This window comes from Cytobacillus eiseniae, from assembly GCF_017874625.1.
Lineage (GTDB): Bacteria > Bacillota > Bacilli > Bacillales > Cytobacillaceae > Cytobacillus > Cytobacillus eiseniae.
This window is the reverse complement of record NZ_JAGIKZ010000003.1, coordinates 130,829-150,266: the sequence shown is the minus strand read 5'-3', so window position 1 is coordinate 150,266 and position 19,438 is coordinate 130,829. Positions and strand designations below refer to the sequence as shown.

The following is a 19,438-nucleotide window of genomic DNA, read 5'->3' as shown; positions in this document are numbered from 1 at the left end:
AGAATGAATGTTTTACCAAATAGGTCGGTTGATTGGAGTGGAAGGTGCGAGACTCCTGCGGGATGCGTTGGACAGATGAGACCCCGCAGGAGCGAAAGCGACGAGGAGGCTCATCGCCAACCCCGCGGAAAGGGAGCAACCTGGAGCGGAAATCAACCTTTACCAACTATATCTTAATATACAACATTGTTTGCGAAAACAGCCTTCTCAAAAAATAAAAAGGCCGGAGCGAATCCGACCTACTCTTATTTTTTCTAGTTGCGAAATGCTGAAACTGGTCCTAACTCATTTAACAAGTATTCCCTTACTCTTGAAGGAAAATGCTTGATTACAGGAAGATGTTTCGTAAACATAACTGCTACTTCTTCATGATTGATGTCTAAATACGATTGAACTAACATCTTTCGGTATTTAATGATTTGTTTACAGCTGACACTTAGTTCATCATGAATCACTTTTTCATCATCCAAAATATCAACAATATCTTCATAGCTTCCAGGATCCCTCATGATGAATCCATCAATCATTGCATTTCCAACATCGAGGATGGCTTCAATAATCATATGTGTAGCCCGCTCCATTGCTGTTCTTTCAATGATAGATTCCCAATTATTCACTTGCTCGAATAAAGAAATTTGCTCTTCTAAATAGATAAGCGTTTTTTCGATCTTTTCTCTGTCAACAAAATACATGATTCTCACCCTTCTGCAATTAAGATGATTTAAGCCCCTTCTCTAAAGCCCGCGGCCGAGAGTAGAAATACCCTTGTGCTAAATCAACCTTATTTCTTGAAAGAACTAATGCTTCATCTTTATTTTCAATGCCTTCAGCAACTACTAAAGAACCAGCCTCTCTTGCAATTAATAGCAGTCCCTGAAGCATCGACTCTTTCACAGAGTTTTTATCAATATCCTGAATAACCGAACGATCAATTTTTATAATATCCGGCATAATTTCACTAATGGAATGTAAGCTTGCATATCCAGCCCCTGTATCATCTACCGCAATCTTGAATCCCCATGTTCGCAATACCTTTATATTATATAAAAGGTTGTCCATTCCCTCGATCGAATCCCGTTCTGTTACTTCAAGGGTAAGCTGACTAGGAAGAATGTTTTTATGTTTTGCGAGCATTTTCTTTATATCCCTAACGAACCGTTCATTTCCAATTGTAAGCGGGGTGAAATTAATAAAAATATCTTGCCTGCATCCTGTTGCTTTAATTTGTTCGATTATTTTTTCGAAAACAATCATTTCCAAATCGTAGAGCAGTCCCGTTTGTTTAGCAACAGAGAATAACTGTAAAGGACTTTCTAATCCCGTTCCTTTTGGTCCGCGCGTCAGCATTTCCCATGCCTTTACTTCTCCTGTGGCTACATTAATAATTGGCTGTGCAAGCATTCGAATATCCTTTTTAGCAATAATTTTATTTAATGCGTACAGCATTTCATTAAATTCAGATTGCACACGCTTTTCTGCCATTGCCAATGCTTGCTGATGAGCTTTCATAATCGCTTCTTGAATAGAGTAATGCTTCTTTTCAATAAACATGTATCCCATATCAAAAACTGGGCTTGCCGCAGGCATCTCTGTATAAAGGTTTTTTTCTGCTTCACGCAAAATTTTCTTCATTTTTTTATCAATTTCTGTGACACAATATTGACTATGATCAATTGATAATAATAATGTAAGTCCATCACTGGAATAATCATGAAGAGCAATAACTTCCTCTGAATCTATTTCTTGTTTAACGACCTCTTGAAAGACTTTCTTAAGACAGGCAATAAATTTTGTATATCCCTGCTGGCCAAGCTGGTCAGGAAGTTCACGTAAATTTTTTATATTAAAAACGACAATTGCTACTTCATTTCCACTATTAAAAGCTTTCCATACCCCTTTTGTAATCGGGTCACGAACAAGAAACTGAGGTGGAAAAAATCGCATCTTTTGTAATGGCAGAAAGAGTTTCATCCATTTGCCAAAACTTGATCGTATCTTGCGTTGATGGACCATTTGCTTCATTCCTCTCAGGTGCGACTAACTTCATGTCCATATTTTATCACATTTCCAGCTAAAATTTCCCTTAGTAGAATGAAATATGGAAATAATATTTATACAAAGTGAGAAAAATACATAATTCTGTTAAGATAGAAAGTAAGCATTTTATAATTGCGGCAAAAGGAGAACAAACTATGACCGAACGTTTCTTTTTATATGACGACCTTGTAGATACAAGAACTCGATTTGTTAGCTTTGTATGTGAAAACCAGCGTTTTGATTTAGCCATCATTCAATCTGACCGATACTATGGGAAACAAATCGTACTCGATATTCAAAGCAATCGCTTTGCCATTATCGGAGAAGATGATTTAAATGAAGAAGGGTATTTAGAATATGCCTTTAACCTTTCTGAAGAAGATGCAGAGGAATTACGCTCCTTTCTCATGGAGCTTGTTTAATAATCCTTTTAACACAAATACTAAGGGAGAGCCTTTTCTTATGAGGGTTCTCCTTTTTTCATTTAAAAGAAACAGAAAGGGGATTAAAATGGCAAGGAAGGATGAAGAAGTATACGCAGATTTTTCAAATGTTATCGCACAGAGGAATAATCTAACTGCTGAGGAATTGCCTGAAGGCGCCTACGGTTCCCCCTTTAATAATGAAGAACCTGTAGAAAATAAAAGTACCCCTTGGCGTGCTGGCCAACGAAAATATAGTGCCTTTACTTTCACAAATAAAGACTTGCATGAAGGGTTGCCGAGGCAAATGGATGGGGCTCACCCTCCTCATGATGACCCGGAAGAAAGCACACAATCCCCTTATTAGGATTTGCACAAACAGACGACAAAAAGGGCAATCAGTATTTTTCTGATCGCCCTTTTGTTACTTGCCTATTTTCTTTGCTACAAAATAGGCACAGCCAAAATTACAGTACTCATATAAATATTCTGTTAATGTACTGATTTTCGTATCAAATGTTGCTTTCTGATTTTGATCATCGAAAAACCCTCTTAATCTTAGCTGGCCATAGCCCCAGTCTCCGACAATATAATCATATCTCGTCAAAATTTCACTATACCTACCACGAAAAGCTTCTTCATTAAATCCATCACGTTTTTCTTCAATGATCTCATAGCAAATATTGTTAATACAAATCAAGATTCTCACCCTCTACTCCAACCGCTAACTTTAATTAAAGGCTGTTCTTTCGCAAACATTGTTGCTAATTTAGATAAAGTTGGTAAAGGTTGATTTCCGCGTACGTGTGCTCCCTTTCCGCGGGGTGGGCGCTGAGCCTCCTCGGCGCACTTGCGCCTGCGGGGTCTCAGCTGTCCCACGCATCCCGCAGGAGTCTCGCACCTTCCGCTCCAATCAACCGACCTAGTTGGTCGAACATACTTTCACATTTGATTCAAAATCAACAACTTTTAGAAATGACCCTAATTAAATTATAACTGATTCTCCATCAATTACTAAGAGAAAAAAATAAATGCTTGGTCATTCTATAAATGAGGAGGTGTTTCAAATAAATAAATCATTCATTATTTTTAGTATTTGTGGACTCGCAGCTTTAACTGCCTGTCAAAATAATAGCAATACGGCACATGATCAATTGTATGAGGAAAGTGGGCAAACGATTAATGTCAATGACCAGCGTGCAGATATATACAATCGAAACAATGGTTCGACTAATAAAAGTGAAGATTTCGGTTATGTACGTCATCAAAGAAGTCCAATCGCTGGTGAAAATGTTTCTTATAATCACTATGCTGCCATTGATCGAGAAAAAATTGCAGATATCATCGGAAAATACTGCACAGAAGTCCCACATGTGGACGATGTTTCTACACTCGTGACCGACCGAGAAGTGATCATTATTTATGCAACAGATACTGATAATGACAAACAAACAGCAGACCAAGTGAAGAAAATGGCACAATCGGTTGTCCCAAGCTGGTATCACATTTATGTAAGCGACAACACCGCTTTACGAAAAAATGTCGAAAGCTTCGCTACATTAGATGCTGACAGCCGAAACGCACATTTCGCAATCGACAAACTGATTAATGAAATCAAGCAACCCTCTTCACAAGGAAAATAAATCTTTAGAAAAAGAGTTCAGCTTATCTCGCTGAACTCCTTTTGAGTTTTTTAATTGAATCTTACGTATAAGTAAGTTATGCCTCTTGTGCTTCCTTCTCACCTAATGCTTGTTTTCTTTGTGCCGCAGCATTTACTTGTTCGTCTGCATGGTAAGAAGAGCGTACAAGCGGCCCAGCTTCACAATGATTAAAGCCCTTGCTTAATGCAATTTCCTTTAATTCCTTAAATTCATCTGGGTGATAATATTTTTCTACCTTTAAATGATTTTTAGATGGCTGCAAATATTGACCAATTGTCATAATGTCCACATGGTTTGCTCGTAATGCATCCATCGTCTCAATAATTTCTTCCTTTGTTTCACCAATTCCAATCATCAAGCTTGATTTAGTTGGAATATTTGGCTGCAGCTCTTTTGCCCGACGTAATAATTCTAATGAACGATGATATTTTGCACGTGCACGCACTCTTGGAGTTAATCGTTCAACCGTTTCGATATTATGGTTTAAAATATCTGGACGGGCATCCATTAGCATCTTCAAATTCTCAAGTACTCCACCCATATCTGAAGGCAACACTTCAATGCTTGTGAAAGGGCTCTTCCTTCTAATCGCTCGAACCGTTTCAGCAAAAACAGCTGCACCGCCATCTTTTAAATCGTCCCTCGCTACCGCAGTCACAACCGCATGCTTTAAATTCATAAGGGCAACAGAATCAGCTACTCTTTCCGGTTCCTGTAAATCCAATTCAGTAGGCAAGCCCGTTTTCACCGCACAAAAGCGGCAAGCCCTTGTACATGTATCACCAAGAATCATGAAAGTCGCTGTACGTCTCTCTGCCCAGCATTCATGAATATTCGGACACTTCGCTTCCTCACATACTGTATTTAACCCTTTTTCCCGCATCATTTTCTTTAAGCCAGTGTAATTATCATTTGTATTTAACTTTATTTTAAGCCAATCTGGTTTACGTAAATATTCTTCCTTTTTACTCAAAATATCCACACCTCATCCAAAACTTTTTAATCCATCACTGATGTCACTTTATCATATGGAAATTATAAGAACAAGTCGAAGAGAAGAGATTTCCAATAATTGATGGAGTTGAAAACTTTGAAATCTCACAAACTAAATAGCAAGACAAACTTAGAAGGGAGGATTTTTGTGCGATTCATTTTTCCCGTTATTTTAACCATGTTTTTTTCATTCATTTGTTATTCTACTGGACAGGCTGCTGAAACAAACGAAACATCGATTTATGATCAGCGAATGGAATTATACAAAAGAGTTGAACTCGTTACAAATATCCCCTGGTATTATCTTGCGGGAATCGATCAATATGAACGAAATGTCAGGCAGTCAAGAAGGGATTTGCCAAAAGCAGAAGGAATCACAGGGATCTATTTCAAGCCGGAAATATGGGCTGGTCCTTTAAATCCTGATTATCAAGATGAAAACCCATTATCGATACGATTTTTCAATGGAATGGGTATGGATGGAAATGGAGATGGACTTGCTTCATCTACTAGTGATGAAGATGTCCTGTTTGCTTTTGCCAACTATTTGCTTTCCTATGGGACCGAACATGATCATATTAAGATGGGGTTATGGGATTATTATAAAAGGGATAAAACAGTCGGAATCATTGTCGGAAAGGCACAAATTTATAAACATTTCGGGCGGCTAAACCTTGATGACCACGCATTCCCTGTTCCTCTAAGAAGCAATTACAGTTATAAAAATACTTGGGGAGCAGCTAGGGGCTGGGGTGGCAGAAGAATACATGAAGGAACCGATATTTTTGCGGATTATGGTGTGCCTGTCCGATCTACAGCTTACGGGATTATCGAAATGAAAGGCTGGAATCGGTTTGGTGGCTGGCGTATCGGCATTCGTGATATTAATAATAACTATCATTACTTTGCCCATTTAAGCGGTTTTGCGAAAGATTTAAAGCTTGGCCAAATTGTCGAGCCTGGCATGCTCATTGGTGGTGTCGGCAGCTCCGGATACGGCCCCCCAGGCACATCAGGGAAATTCCCTCCACATCTCCACTATGGCATCTATAAAGACAATGGCTATACTGAATGGTCCTTTGACCCTTATCCGCATTTAAGGTTATGGGAAAGGCAGGAGCGTCAAAAAAAGTAAAATATACATGAAGTAGCAAGCCACACTTTTTGATCTAAATCCATATTAAAAGGGCTTCCACAAAAGGAAGCCCTTCATCTTATTTATTTTGCCTTTTTTGACTTCGCTACAGCATTTACAATACTCGCAGCAAGCCCACCCCAAATAATTAGCATCCCAACGACCATCATTGTAATTGCTCCACCAGACATTATTGAGATACCTCCTTGTTTTCTGGAATTTCAAGCGTTTGCGACTTATTCCATTTAATCGCCATAAAGACAAATCCTAATATAATCGCAAGTACTGCTACTCCCCATCCCATATACAATAGGAAACTTGTAGGGTAGCCCTCATAGTTCTCTTTAATATTTGTAACGATATTTTGAACCATCATATACCCTAAAACTACTGGTGTAATAATTCCTAAACAGATTTTCCACCAGCTACCTAGACGAATATCAGACATGCTGTTTGCATGGCTTTGAAGATTTTTTAGTTCTCTTAATACCCATGCAACGATAATTACTTCAACTAGACCAGCAAGTGCAACTCCGAAATTATTTATGAAGTAATCTGCCGCATCAAGGAAGTAAAGTCCGCCATTTGTTGAAAATAAGATAGAAACAATTGCAGCTAATCCACCACCAAATAGAACAGCTTTTGTACGTGATAGCTTAAATTTATCCTCTATTCCAGCAACAAATGTCTCGACTATAGAAATTAATGATGATAGCCCAGCTAAAACTAAACAGATAAAGAATATAGATCCGAATATGCCATTTAATGCTGGCATTTCACTAATAATTTGCGGGAATACGACAAATGCTAAACCTACACCACCAGCAACAACTTCACTTACTGGAACTCCAGCTTGAGAAGCCATGAATCCTAGTGCTGCAAATACGCCGATTCCAGCCAGTAATTCTACACCAGAGTTGGCAAATCCAGTGATAAATGCATTATTTGTGATATCAGTCTTTTTTGGTAAATAACTTGCATAAGTAACCATAATGGCAAATGCAATAGATAAACTAAAGAAAATTTGCCCATAGGCTGCTACCCAAACTTTAGGGTTCGCAATTTGGCCCCAGTCTGGTTTAAAGAATGCCTCTAAACCTGCTGCAGCTCCTTCAAGAGTAACAGAACGAACAACAATAATTAAGAATAAGATTAGAAGTGCAGGAATAAAGATTTTATTTGCAATTTCAATTCCTTTTTTAATCCCTTTAAATAAAATACCTAAAGTGATAATCCAAACAACGACTAAAGGAATAAATACCCCTGGTACGATGCCTCCAACATCTCCTGGATTATCTGCTAATTTCAAAAAGCTTCCAAATAAGAAACCTTCTGGGTCATCTCCCCATTTAAGACTAAATGAGAAACCGGCAAATCTAATTGCCCATGCAATGATAACTGCATAATAAGTAGCGATTACGAATGAAATCGCAACTTGCCACCAGCCTAACCATTCATACTTTTTATTCATCCTTGCGTAAGACAATGGTGCTGATCCACGATATTTTTGACCGATCGTAAATTCCAAAATTAAGAGTGGGATACCAGCTGTTAATAAGGCAAATAAATATGGAAGAAAGAATGCACCTCCACCATTTTCATAAGCGACTGCTGGGAATCTCCAAATATTCCCCAGGCCAACAGCTGAACCTATTGCAGCTAGCACAAACCCTGCTCTCGTTCCCCATTGAGGACGATTCTCCATTTCTTTTCAACCCCCTAATCATTTTTATTTCCGCTCGAAAGAATCGGAAGCTTTTGTATTTTCAGATTATTCGATATAATCTACAGCTAGTATAATGTTTTTTGATTAATCTGTCAAAACAATATTTTCTGAAAAATAGTCATATTTTCATGTTGGGGAATTTCTCGAAGATATTATATTACTATCACTTAACCTCATAGAAGCATCTTTTACGTGACATATGAATCAAATGGTGCAATAGGAGATTCGAAGGATAAAAAGAGGATATGAACTAGTCATAACTGCATTTCCTGTAAATACTTTATTATGAGAAAGGAGCTTCCATATGGAAAGCTCCTTCTTGCGTTTCTACACTTCTTTCGTTCGACGGCTTGTAATTATAACAAATAGAATCAATAGAACCACAATGGTTAGCAAAGCTAAAGTCGTACTCCCGGTGAATCCAATAACTAGAAACCCGAAGCAAGCAATTAACGCTGAAATAACCGCATACGGCAGCTGAGTCATTACATGATCAATCAAATTACAACCTGCACCTGTAGCAGAAAGAATTGTTGTATCTGATATCGGTGAACAATGATCACCAAATACCGCACCAGCCAATACAGCAGCTAGAGCTGGCAATAGCAGACTTATATCTGTTGCAGCAGCAATATCTCCTGCAATTGGCAGTAGAATGCCGAATGATCCCCATGAAGTACCTGTACTAAATGCCATCACACAGGCGATAACAAACAGGATCAAAGGGAGAAAAGAATGATTTAAATTAATTATCTCTACAACACCAGCCAAATATTTGCCTGTTTCCAAACGCCCAATTAGATCGGCAATTGTCCAAGCAAATAATAGAATATACACAGCTGGGAGCATTGATTTCGTGCCAGCCCATACCCCTTTTTTGAAAACTGATTTGTCTACACTTTTATATACAAGGACTTGACGGATAAAAAATCCAATAGTTACAGCTAATCCTAATAACCCGCCAATAATCAATGATGTATTCACATCGGTATTTTCAAAAACAGCTAGCAGCGATACATTTCCTTCAGAGCCCACAATACCAGTCCAAAACATGGTGCCGACAACTCCGACAATCAGAGCAATAATCGGCCAAACAAGATCACCGACAGACCCTTTCTTGCTTGTTGGCAAATCTTCTTGTAATTTATCAACGGCTGGCTTATTCGGATCAGAAACAAGCCCTTCTTTTACTGCACGCCTCTCATGGATCTTCATTGGACCAATTTCGATATTTCTTAGTGCCACAATGAATACCATCGCCAATGTAGCCCACACATACAAATTCATTGGGACGATTTGTATAAAGGCTGAGAATGCAGAGTACTCCGTTATATTATGTGTCGCCAAGATCGTTCCAATTAAAGCAATAATCGATGCCCCCCAGCTGGACACTGGTGAAACAACACATATCGGTGCAGACGTTGAATCAATTAAATAGGCAAGCTTTGCCCTTGAAACCTTTTGACGGTCTGTGATGGGCCGAGAGATTTGTCCAACGGCAAGTGCATTAAAATAATCATCAATAAAAATAATAATTCCGAGAAATATAGTTACAATTTGTGCGCCTACTCGTGATTTCACTCGTGTAATCGCCCATTCACCAAATGCACGGCTCCCACCAGAAATAGTAATAAATGATGTAATGATGCCAAGTATGATTAAGAATAACAGGATATATATATTCGAAGTATTCAAACTGCCCTCTGATACAAAGATGCCTTTCACCGCATCATAAATGATGCTGACAGTTCCTGTTAGGCTGAAATTTGCTAGTAATAGTGATGCTGATACGATACCCACACCTAGTGATAACAAAACCCTTCTTGTTAATACCACCATGATGATTGCTAAAAATGGGGGGATCAGCGAAAAAATGGTATTTTCCATTCCTATTCCTCCTCTGTATTATTATCGGAAAGCTAGAAAAGCTTATCCCTTTATTTAGAGGGGATTGGATAATGATAGAAAAATGCACAAAAAAAGAGTAACGATAGAGATTATCCATCATTACTCTTTAATAAGCAATAAGATTCTCCATCACGACCTGTAGCTCCCCAGTATGAAGGTTGATTCAAACATTCCTTCATAATGACAGTGTTACTCTTATTCAAAGTAACCCCAGCAAATCAATCGCTGACACAATTCATTCACTTCGGCAAAGCTCCCTTTAGGCTGTGATCTACGTTGTCATCCTCACACAGCTTACTCTTGAACTCTGCACCTCTACCCCATCGGATATGATAAGGTTATTTAATTATCTATTACTATAGCAGAATAACAGAATGCAGACAATGGTTATTTTTAGATGAACGGGATATATAATGAAGAAGGTGAAAGAAATTATTTACTACTGTGCAGAGATGACTAATAGGGAGATAATCGAAGGCAAGCGGGGGACAGGAGGACATGGCATATATGCATACATGGTCCAACCATCAATCAAAGGAAAATCCTCCTGATTGATGGTTACTTCTTAATCATTGGCTGTTTCCGCAAACATTGTTGCCTTATTAAGATAAAGTTGGTAAAGGTTGATTTCCGCATACGTATGCTCCAATCAACCGACTTATTTCGTCAAACATTTAATTCAAAAGCAACAATCTTTCAGAAAAGAGCTTAATCATTAAAAGCCGTAACACAGCTTGTAATAACTACATTTAGCTCATTCTTCATATCCAATTTATATGGATTTACTTGTTCGCCATTTTCCTCCACTATTCGGATAACAGGACGATCACCAAGACCTGTATTTTGATGAGTGACAATTCCTTTCCTGCCATCACTTATTTCAACAGTAATTCCAACTGGATAAATAGCAACAGCTAATCGGAAGGCCTCAACAATTTCCTTTTCAAACAAAGTACCAGATCCTGCATAAAGAATCTCTAATCCTTCATGAGGCAGCATCGCTTTTCGATAGACTCGATTCGATGTAACCGCATCGAAGACATCGGCTACAGCAATGATTTTACCGAAATAATGAATGTCTTTTCCCATTAATCCTCTTGGATAGCCAGAACCATTAATCCGTTCATGATGCTGGTATGCACAATGAGCAACAATTAATGAAATGGTTTGTACCTTTCGCAATAATTGGAACCCTGCTTCCGCATGTTCTTTAATCGCAATAAATTCATCCTCCGATAATCTGCCAGGCTTTAATAAAACATCTAAAGGGACCTTGAGCTTGCCAATATCATGGAAAATTGCACCTAAACCAAGTGTTTCTAGCTCCTTTGGTGAAAGCTTCAACTCCATTCCTATCGCTAAGGAGTACATTGTCACATTTAATGAATGAGAAAATATATAATTGTCATAGACAAAAGCATCTGAGAGCAAGTTTAATAACTCTTTATTCCCATCAAGCTCTGTCATTAGAAAACGGATTAATTCTGATAAACGCCTTGAAGCTTTTTCAACAACAAATGAATTCGATAATTGAATATCCTTCTGAATTTCCTGAAACGTTTGGTTGATTGTATAGATTGCTTTTTTACGAACAGGATCGGAAAGTGTGCTTTTGTATTCAATATCTTCTGTTTGCTTATCTTTTATAAATATGTAGGTGATTCCTAATGTTTCCAGCCTCTGAATCATCTCTGCTTTTAGTTCTACACCTTCACTTAATAATACACTGCCTTTTTCGTTGTATATCGATTTGGCAAGGATCGCACCAGCCTCTACCGATGTGGTTGTCACTAGTCTCATAACGTACTCCTATAATTGTTCCTCAGTATTTTCCTTATATGTATATAATACCAAATCACGAATGAATTCACCCGAATTTTGTCGAATTTTTAAAAATTAATCGTGACAGGCAGATGAATATCGGTTCTTACAGGCAGTAACAAGCTGAGTTATTTCATTAATAAAACAAGTCAAGCCCCCAAAAAGTAGAGGTGCTTTTTAGAGGCTTGACTTCGTCATGGAGAAATTATCTCCAACTAAAACGCTATATATAGTTAAACCATTTTAAGTAGCGCTTCTTTTCCAATCATCCCTTTATGAATACCTAATGATTCCGCTTCATACGTAACCGATTCCAGCGGTGCATCGAGCAGCTGTTCAATTGTTTTTACACCAACAGCTCTGCCTGCAATTACTTTGCGATCCTTCAGCTTTTCATTCAATAACGCAACATCAAGCGCTCCACACATTATATATCCCTTGTCATTCGAAACAACAAGCAAATTTGTTTTTGGCAAGACAACCGAGACACACAGGAATGTATGGCCCTTTATATCAATCGGTGCTAATTCAACCATTAATCTTACACTCCTTTCCTTCCCACTATAAACTATGCACGCAGGTGGAAAAGCGTGTAGAATGAGCAAGCCATTCCTAAAACTGTTTTAAATGATTAGTGAACGTTTCATATGTAGTTATGTAACAGTTGATTTTAAATGAGTTGTTATTTCCTATTTTGAGTATGCTGTATACAAAATTGTAATACTTTCTGTAATTAACAGGACATACGTTCCGCTATTTGCAAAGATTATTATGCCTTTACACTTTTATCGGACATACGTTCCGTTATTTAGCTAATAAGGTGTTATTTCCACCTAATTATCAGCAAATAACGTACTCAGTGTCCGTAAACTCTTCAAAATGGCCTGATTTATGATAATAACGTTCCCACAGTCCGCACAAAAAGTTGAAAGTAAAAAAAAGAAACGCCTGGATTTTCACATAGAATCCAGGCATTTTTATTTACGATTCTATTGCCTTTTTGCTGTAATGTACATGATCTGAACGACTAAAGGCTCTTTACTGACTTTCTTGGCACACTTATATTTCTTCAACGACTATCTAGCCAAAATAACAGAGAAGACGAACTTTACAAGTTCGCCTTCTCTGTAGCAAAGAAAATCTGAATCGGCATAACCGATTCAGATTACTTGTTTGTATGATGTTACCCGATGCTGCCTTCCATTTCGAACTTAATCAAACGGTTCATTTCAACCGCGTATTCCATTGGAAGTTCTTTTGTGAATGGCTCGATGAAGCCCATTACGATCATTTCTGTTGCTTCTTGCTCAGAAATTCCGCGGCTCATGAGGTAGAATAGTTGTTCTTCAGATACTTTAGATACTTTTGCTTCATGCTCTAATGAAATATTGTCATTCATAATTTCATTATAAGGGATTGTATCTGAAGTGGATTGGTTATCCATGATTAATGTATCACATTCGATGTTTGCACGAGCGCCATCCGCTTTACGTCCGAATTGAACAATTCCACGGTAAGATACTTTTCCGCCATGCTTAGAGATCGATTTAGATACGATTGTTGAAGACGTGTTTGGTGCAAGGTGAATCATTTTTGCTCCTGCATCCTGGTGCTGCCCTTTACCAGCAATCGCAATGGAAAGGGTCATTCCGCGCGCGCCTTCTCCTTTTAAAATAACAGCTGGATACTTCATCGTTAATTTTGAACCGATATTGCCGTCAATCCATTCCATTGTTGCGTTTTCTTCACAAACGGCACGCTTTGTCACTAGGTTATACACGTTGTTTGCCCAGTTTTGGATCGTCGTATAGCGGCAATAAGCATCCTTTTTAATGATGATTTCCACAACTGCACTGTGAAGAGAGTTTGTTGTGTAAACTGGTGCTGTACATCCTTCAACATAGTGAACATGTGCACCTTCGTCAACAATGATTAATGTACGCTCGAATTGCCCCATGTTCTCAGAGTTGATACGGAAGTATGCTTGTAACGGTGTTTCCACTTTAATTCCTTTTGGAACATAAATGAATGAGCCACCAGACCAAACAGCAGAGTTTAATGCAGAAAATTTATTATCCGTCGGTGGAATCACCTTTGCCCAATGCTCACGGAAAAGATCTTCATTTTCACGGAGTGCTGAGTCTGTATCTTTAAAGATAATTCCTTGTGCTTCAAGATCTTCCTGCATATTATGATAAACAACCTCTGACTCATATTGAGCTGAAACCCCAGCTAAATACTTTTGTTCTGCTTCAGGAATTCCAAGCTTGTCAAATGTTTGTTTAATTTCTTCAGGTACTTCATCCCATGATTTTTCCGTCTTCTCAGATGGTTTTACATAATACGTAATCTCATCGAAATTTAATGACGCTAAATCTCCACCCCATTGCGGCATTGGCATGTTGTAGAAATGCTCTAATGATTTTAAACGGAAGTCAAGCATCCACTGTGGCTCTTGCTTCATTTTCGAAATTTCTTCTACAATTTCTTTCGTCAAACCGCGTTTTGATCGGAAAATGGAAACGTCTTTATCGGCGAAACCATATTTATAATCGCCAATCTCAGGCATCTTTTTTGCCATCGTCGTGTTCCTCCTTTAATCCTTTTTCCATAGCCTTCCATGCTAAGGTCGCACATTTAATTCTTGCCGGGAACTTGGCAACACCTTGCAATGCCTCAATATCCCCAAGGTCGATATCATCTTCATACTCTTTTCCCTGCATAATGAGAGAGAAAACCTCTGATAGCTTTAGTGCATCCTCAAGCGTTCTCCCTTTAATTGCTTGGGTCATCATAGAAGCAGAAGACATGGAAATTGAACAGCCTTCCCCTTCGAATTTCGCATCTACTACATTGTTGTCTTCAAGCTTTAATGTCAATTGAATGCGATCCCCGCAAGTAGGGTTATTCATATTGATCGTTAAACTATCATTTTCTAAAACCCCTTTGTTACGAGGGTTTTTATAATGGTCCATAATCACTTGTCGATAGAGCGTATCTAGATTATTAAAAGACATCGCTGAAATACTCCTTTGTTGTGAGAAGCCCACTCACAAGCTTATCAATATCCTCTTCTGTATTGTACAGATAGAAGCTAGCTCGTGCAGTTGCAGATTGCTTCAGCCATTTCATTAACGGTTGAGCACAATGATGACCTGCACGTACGGCAATACCTTCTGCATCCAATACAGTTGCCACATCATGTGGATGGACATCATTTAAATTAAATGTGACTAGACCAGTTCGCTTAGAAGCTTCCTTTGGTCCAAAAATCGTGATTCCTTCAAGGGCAGACATCTTATCCAAAGCATAAGCAGCAAGCTTATGTTCATGAGCTTCAATATTGTCTAAGCCAACCTCTTCAAGAAAATCAATGGCAGCGCCTAATCCGATTGCACCAGCAATAATTGGTGTGCCTCCTTCAAACTTCCAAGGAAGCTCCTTCCACGTAGATTCATATAATCCGACGAAATCAATCATTTCTCCGCCAAATTCAATCGGCTCCATATTTTCTAAAAATTGCTTCTTGCCATATAATACGCCAATCCCTGTCGGCCCGCACATCTTATGACCAGAAAAAGCAAAGAAATCACAGTCCAAATCTTGTACATCTATTTTCAAGTGCGGTGTGCTTTGTGCCCCATCAACAACCATAATTGCTCCATGGTCATGCGCAATTTTCGCAATCTCTTTAATAGGGTTTACCACACCAAGTACGTTTGATACTTGCATAATGGAAACAATTTTCGTACGAGGAGTGACTGTTTCTCTGACATCTTCAAGAGAAATAGTCCCATCCTCCTGAAGTGGCAAATACTTCAGTACAGCTCCCGTTTGTTTGGCTACCTGCTGCCAAGGGATAATATTGCTATGATGCTCCATATGAGAAATGACAATTTCGTCCCCCTCATGGAGATTTGCCCGGCCGAAGCTAGCTGCAACTGTATTTAATGCCGTTGTTGTACCTCTTGTAAAAATAATTTCTTCTGTCGATTTCGCATGAATGAACTTGCGAACCTTTTCTCTTGCCCCTTCATATCCATCTGTCGCTCTCGTTCCAAGTGTATGAACGCCTCGATGAACATTTGAGTTACTCTCACGATAATATTGATTAATAGCCTCAATCACCTGAACTGGCTTTTGGGATGTCGCTGCACTGTCAAGGTAAACAAGTGGCTTCCCATTGACTTCCTGATCTAAAATCGGAAACAGTTGACGAATATCATGGGCATTCATTATCTTACTTTCCTTTCAATTACGGAAGTAAGCTGTTTTTTAACTCCTTCAATTTGAAGTGCATTAACTACCGGAGCAAGGAATCCATGAATCACTAATCTTTCTGCTTCCTTCTTAGGAATACCACGACTCATTAAATAATATAATTGAAGTGGGTCAACGCGTCCTACTGACGCCGCGTGTCCTGCCGTTACATCATCTTCATCAATTAATAAAATTGGGTTTGCATCCCCACGCGCTTTCTCACTAAGCATAAGCACACGTGATTCCTGTACAGCATTTGACTTAGACGCGCCATGCTCAATTTTGCCAATTCCGTTAAAAATAGAAGTAGCGGCATCTTTCATCACACCATGCTTAAGAATAAAGCCTTCCGTATTCTTACCGAAATGGACAATGCTCGTTGTAAAGTTTTGTGTTTGCTCCCCGCGTCCGACAACAACTGTTTTCGTATCAGCAAATGAGCCATCACCAATAAGATTTGTTACATTCTCATAGATCGTATTGCTATCATTCATTAAGCCAAGAGCCCATTCGATTTTCGCATCACGATCTGTTACACCACGACGATTCACATAGCCAGTGAGTCCTTTTGCAAGCGTATCTACTGCTGCAAATTTCACTTGTGCATTCGCTTTTACAATAACTTCTGCAACAATATTAAATACACCATTAGCAGAATCCATTGTAGACACATAGTTTTCTACATACGTAACCGAACTATTATCCTCCGCTACAACAATCACATGATTGAAAAGAGTCGCCTCTTCATGATCATGAACATAGATCGCTTGGATTGGTTCAGTTACTTCCACATTTTTCGGCACATAAAGGAATGTTCCGCCATTCACAAATGCAGCATGCAGTGCAGTTAAGCGATGCTCATCTACCTTTACGCCTTCTTGCATGAAGAATTTCTGCAGCAAGTCACCATGTTCCTTTGCAGCAGTAAAGATATCAGTAAAAATAACCCCATTATCCTTAAGCTCTTTAGAAAGAGAAATATAGGCTGGTTTGTTATTGCGTTGGATATATAAATTTTGATCAGCAGCTTCAAGATCGAATAAAGATTTCACTTCTTCAGGTAGTTCATCTAATGAAGTGTAATTCTCACTGCTAACCATATGTTTTTCAAATTGTGTAAGGTTCCACTTATCAATTTTCGTTTTATCAGGCTTAGGCATTGGCAAGTTTTCTGTAGCTGCTAGCGCATTTAAACGAAACTCTGTTAGCCAAGCCGGTTCTCCCATTTCCTTTGAGAAGGAGCTTACATATTCCTTATCAAATGGTAATATAGTATTTGTTGACATAATGATCCTCCTAACAAATTACGCTTCTTGACCAACTGTTTCGTCTTCGATACCTAGCTCTTTTTTAATCCAGTCATATCCTTCTGACTCTAGACGTTGTGCAAGTTCAGGTCCGCCTGACTTCACAATACGTCCTTGCATCATCACGTGAACATGGTCAGGAGTGATGTAGTTTAATAGGCGTTGATAGTGAGTAATGATTAAGCATCCAAACTCTTCTCCACGCATTTCGTTGATTCCTTTAGAAACAACCTTCAATGCATCGATATCAAGTCCTGAGTCAATTTCATCGAGAATAGCAATTTTCGGCTCGATCATCATTAACTGAAGAATTTCGTTACGTTTCTTTTCTCCGCCTGAGAAGCCTTCGTTTAAGTAACGTTGTGCCATATCTTGATCCATTTCAAGGAAATCCATTTTTTCATCCATTTGACGGATAAATTTCATTAATGAAATTTCTTTGCCTTCTTCTAGACGGCTATTGATTGCTGAGCGTAAGAAATCCGCATTTGTTACACCAGTAATTTCACTTGGGTATTGCATTGCAAGGAATAGACCAGCTTGTGCACGCTCATCTACTTCCATTTCAAGTACATCTTCCCCATCTAAAGAGATGCTTCCGCTTGTTACTTCATATTTCGGGTGACCCATGATTGCAGAAGAAAGGGTTGATTTCCCTGTACCATTCGGTCCCATAATTGCGTGAATTTCTCCACCCTTTATTTCTAGGTTTACACCTTTTAATATTTCTTTGTCTTCAATTGAAACATGAAGATCTTTAATTGTTAATTTAGAACCTGCCATTTCAATACCTCCATCAATAAAAGAAGATTTTATCTTACGATTAAGTATCGCAATCCTCTATTCTCATTTTATTCTCATTACAATCTTATATCAAATAAAATTTGTTCGCAACTCTTTCAAACCAATAACTAAATTATAACTGATTTGTCCGATAAATACCTAAAAAAGATATGTAATTAGTCTAATTTATCCTTGTCTCCCCTATTTGTTGCTCACTTATTTATTCTTCCCATTAATTAGATAAGCATTCCATAATTGAGAATGAACTTCACAAAAAGACTAATATAAGCAGTTTCCACATGTTCTTTGAAATAGAACAAGTACTGTATATATAAATGATAAAAGTAGTTGGCTTTTGCTTGCGTGTGCCCGCTTTTTCGCTGAGTAGCTCGCTTGAGCCTCCGAGGCAATCGCTCTTGCTTAAGTTTCAGCTTTCCTACGCATCTAAGCAGGATATTAAATAGGCTTACCAAACGAAGGAATTACGACAGGATTTTCTAGGAGCCTTACACCTTTCGCAACAATCAAGCGACCTGTTTAGTAAACCATTCATTCAAACTTTTGAAATAAACACCAATCTTTAGAAAGAGGACTTAAAAAGAAAAAAGGGAAATTAGCTATATTCACGCTGATTTCCCTTTTCCTTCATTAATATATCGTTTTCGAATTAAGAATGAATTTTCTTTTCTAAATTAGCAACCATTTGTTGGCATTTCATATGCTCTTCTTGTCGCTTTTTTTCAACTTTCATTCGTACTTCATGCTTTCTGCTGTACGTTTCATAGCCTACGCCATGAGCTCCGTGCATTGCCTTTTCCATATCGCTCGTATAGTTCAACTGTAGCTGGTTAATAAAAAACCAATCCCTTCGTCAGTGCGATTTATTAATACGTTCAAATTTTACCACCAACAGAATGTTGCAGACAATGACGAAATTAGCAGAAATAAATAGCAGAAAATTGACTGAACTCGTTTAAAGCGCTTTCATTCACCTCTTACTTAAAATACATCCAAATTTCTCTTTTATGTAAATATAAAGCTTGAAGTACAGGCTCAAAGACTATTTTTTTAAAAGGCTCTTTTCTAAAAGATTGTTGTTTTTATAACACTTGTTAGAATGAATGGTTTACCAAATAGGTTGGTTGATTGGAGCGGAAGGTGCGTGATCCTCGAAAATGCATTCGTATTTCCTTCGTGTGGTGTGAAAATCTAAGAAGCCAATTCAATGTCCTGCTTAGATGCGTAGAACAGCTGAGACCCCGCAGGAGCGATTGCTCCGAGGAGGCTCAAGCGGACTACCCCCGGAAAGGGAGCAACCTGTAGCGGAAATCAGCCTTTACCAAAATTATGTGTAAAATAGCAACAATGTTTACGAAAACAGC

General features: G+C 38.4%; 19 protein-coding genes and 1 riboswitch. Of the genes, 4 read left to right on the top strand and 15 right to left on the bottom strand.

All coding sequences use genetic code 11. From position 1 onward, the window contains the following. Positions 1–254: 254 nt before the first annotated feature. Positions 255–692 carry a type VII toxin-antitoxin system HepT family RNase toxin gene (hepT, locus tag J2Z40_RS04900; protein WP_066397343.1) on the bottom strand — a complete coding sequence of 146 codons (438 nt, stop codon included), beginning with the start codon at positions 690–692 and terminating at the stop codon, positions 255–257. Between the two features lie 19 nt (positions 693–711). Continuing rightward, positions 712–2,013 (bottom strand): EAL domain-containing protein, encoded by a 1,302-nt coding sequence (locus tag J2Z40_RS04895; RefSeq protein ID WP_066397346.1) that lies wholly within the window; start codon positions 2,011–2,013, stop codon positions 712–714. Positions 2,014–2,192: 179 nt separating this feature from the next. On the opposite strand from J2Z40_RS04895, the gene J2Z40_RS04890 reads away from it, so the two are divergent. Together J2Z40_RS04890 and J2Z40_RS04885 are read left to right on the top strand one after the other, a co-directional pair. Continuing rightward, positions 2,193–2,459, top strand: a complete 267-nt coding sequence (locus J2Z40_RS04890) for a DUF3055 domain-containing protein (protein ID WP_066397347.1) — start codon at positions 2,193–2,195, stop codon at positions 2,457–2,459. Between the two features lie 88 nt (positions 2,460–2,547). Then, positions 2,548–2,826: a cytosolic protein gene (locus tag J2Z40_RS04885; protein ID WP_066397350.1), complete on the top strand. Its 279-nt coding sequence runs from the start codon at positions 2,548–2,550 to the stop codon at positions 2,824–2,826. A 57-nt stretch (positions 2,827–2,883) separates the two neighbouring features. On the opposite strand, the gene J2Z40_RS04880 is transcribed toward J2Z40_RS04885, so the two are convergent. After that, positions 2,884–3,159: a YutD family protein gene (locus J2Z40_RS04880; RefSeq protein WP_066397353.1), complete on the bottom strand. Its 276-nt coding sequence runs from the start codon at positions 3,157–3,159 to the stop codon at positions 2,884–2,886. A 331-nt stretch (positions 3,160–3,490) separates the two neighbouring features. On the opposite strand from J2Z40_RS04880, the gene J2Z40_RS04875 reads away from it, so the two are divergent. Then, positions 3,491–4,102, top strand: a complete 612-nt coding sequence (locus J2Z40_RS04875) for a YhcN/YlaJ family sporulation lipoprotein (protein WP_245349983.1) — start codon at positions 3,491–3,493, stop codon at positions 4,100–4,102. A 76-nt stretch (positions 4,103–4,178) separates the two neighbouring features. Here J2Z40_RS04875 and lipA read toward each other — a convergent pair whose 3' ends face one another. Beyond that, complete coding sequence (lipA, locus tag J2Z40_RS04870) at positions 4,179–5,096, bottom strand: lipoyl synthase (RefSeq protein WP_066397355.1); 918 nt, start codon at positions 5,094–5,096, stop codon at positions 4,179–4,181. A gap of 198 nt (positions 5,097–5,294) precedes the next feature. Between lipA and J2Z40_RS04865 the strand changes: the two genes are divergently transcribed. Next, positions 5,295–6,251: a M23 family metallopeptidase gene (locus J2Z40_RS04865; protein ID WP_066399515.1), complete on the top strand. Its 957-nt coding sequence runs from the start codon at positions 5,295–5,297 to the stop codon at positions 6,249–6,251. 83 nt (positions 6,252–6,334) lie between these two features. On the opposite strand, the gene J2Z40_RS04860 is transcribed toward J2Z40_RS04865, so the two are convergent. The 11 genes from J2Z40_RS04860 to J2Z40_RS04810 form a co-directional block, all read right to left on the bottom strand. Beyond that, on the bottom strand, positions 6,335–6,442 hold the full coding sequence (locus J2Z40_RS04860) for a methionine/alanine import family NSS transporter small subunit (protein WP_157087842.1): 108 nt from the start codon (positions 6,440–6,442) through the stop codon (positions 6,335–6,337). Then, a complete protein-coding gene (locus tag J2Z40_RS04855; RefSeq protein WP_066397357.1) occupies positions 6,442–7,956 on the bottom strand; it encodes a sodium-dependent transporter in 1,515 nt (504 codons plus the stop codon). The genes J2Z40_RS04860 and J2Z40_RS04855 overlap by 1 nt, the downstream gene beginning before the upstream one ends. A 348-nt stretch (positions 7,957–8,304) precedes the next feature. After that, a complete protein-coding gene (locus J2Z40_RS04850; RefSeq protein ID WP_066397359.1) occupies positions 8,305–9,864 on the bottom strand; it encodes a Na+/H+ antiporter NhaC family protein in 1,560 nt (519 codons plus the stop codon). A 152-nt stretch (positions 9,865–10,016) separates the two neighbouring features. Continuing rightward, a riboswitch (Lysine riboswitch) is annotated at positions 10,017–10,211 on the bottom strand. Positions 10,212–10,593: 382 nt separating this feature from the next. After that, positions 10,594–11,685 carry an HD-GYP domain-containing protein gene (locus J2Z40_RS04845; RefSeq protein WP_066397362.1) on the bottom strand — a complete coding sequence of 364 codons (1,092 nt, stop codon included), beginning with the start codon at positions 11,683–11,685 and terminating at the stop codon, positions 10,594–10,596. Between the two features lie 254 nt (positions 11,686–11,939). Further along, positions 11,940–12,242, bottom strand: coding sequence for a YunC family protein (locus J2Z40_RS04840; RefSeq protein ID WP_066397364.1), 303 nt, complete (start codon positions 12,240–12,242; stop codon positions 11,940–11,942). A 647-nt stretch (positions 12,243–12,889) separates the two neighbouring features. After that, complete coding sequence (gene sufB / locus J2Z40_RS04835; RefSeq protein ID WP_066397366.1) at positions 12,890–14,287, bottom strand: Fe-S cluster assembly protein SufB; 1,398 nt, start codon at positions 14,285–14,287, stop codon at positions 12,890–12,892. Beyond that, the gene (gene sufU / locus J2Z40_RS04830) at positions 14,268–14,723 is read right to left on the bottom strand and encodes a Fe-S cluster assembly sulfur transfer protein SufU (RefSeq protein ID WP_066397368.1); all 456 of its coding nucleotides are present in this window, start codon (positions 14,721–14,723) and stop codon (positions 14,268–14,270) included. Before sufU ends, sufB begins: the two co-directional genes overlap by 20 nt. After that, on the bottom strand, positions 14,713–15,942 hold the full coding sequence (locus J2Z40_RS04825; RefSeq protein ID WP_066397370.1) for a cysteine desulfurase: 1,230 nt from the start codon (positions 15,940–15,942) through the stop codon (positions 14,713–14,715). Before J2Z40_RS04825 ends, sufU begins: the two co-directional genes overlap by 11 nt. After that, positions 15,942–17,252 carry a Fe-S cluster assembly protein SufD gene (gene sufD / locus J2Z40_RS04820; RefSeq protein WP_066397372.1) on the bottom strand — a complete coding sequence of 437 codons (1,311 nt, stop codon included), beginning with the start codon at positions 17,250–17,252 and terminating at the stop codon, positions 15,942–15,944. Before sufD ends, J2Z40_RS04825 begins: the two co-directional genes overlap by 1 nt. A gap of 18 nt (positions 17,253–17,270) precedes the next feature. Continuing rightward, entirely contained in the window at positions 17,271–18,056 is a 786-nt protein-coding gene (gene sufC / locus J2Z40_RS04815; protein WP_066397373.1) for a Fe-S cluster assembly ATPase SufC, read from the bottom strand. Between the two features lie 667 nt (positions 18,057–18,723). Next, the gene (locus J2Z40_RS04810; RefSeq protein ID WP_162840467.1) at positions 18,724–18,864 is read right to left on the bottom strand and encodes a YuzK family famiily protein; all 141 of its coding nucleotides are present in this window, start codon (positions 18,862–18,864) and stop codon (positions 18,724–18,726) included. Positions 18,865–19,438: the final 574 nt, after the last annotated feature.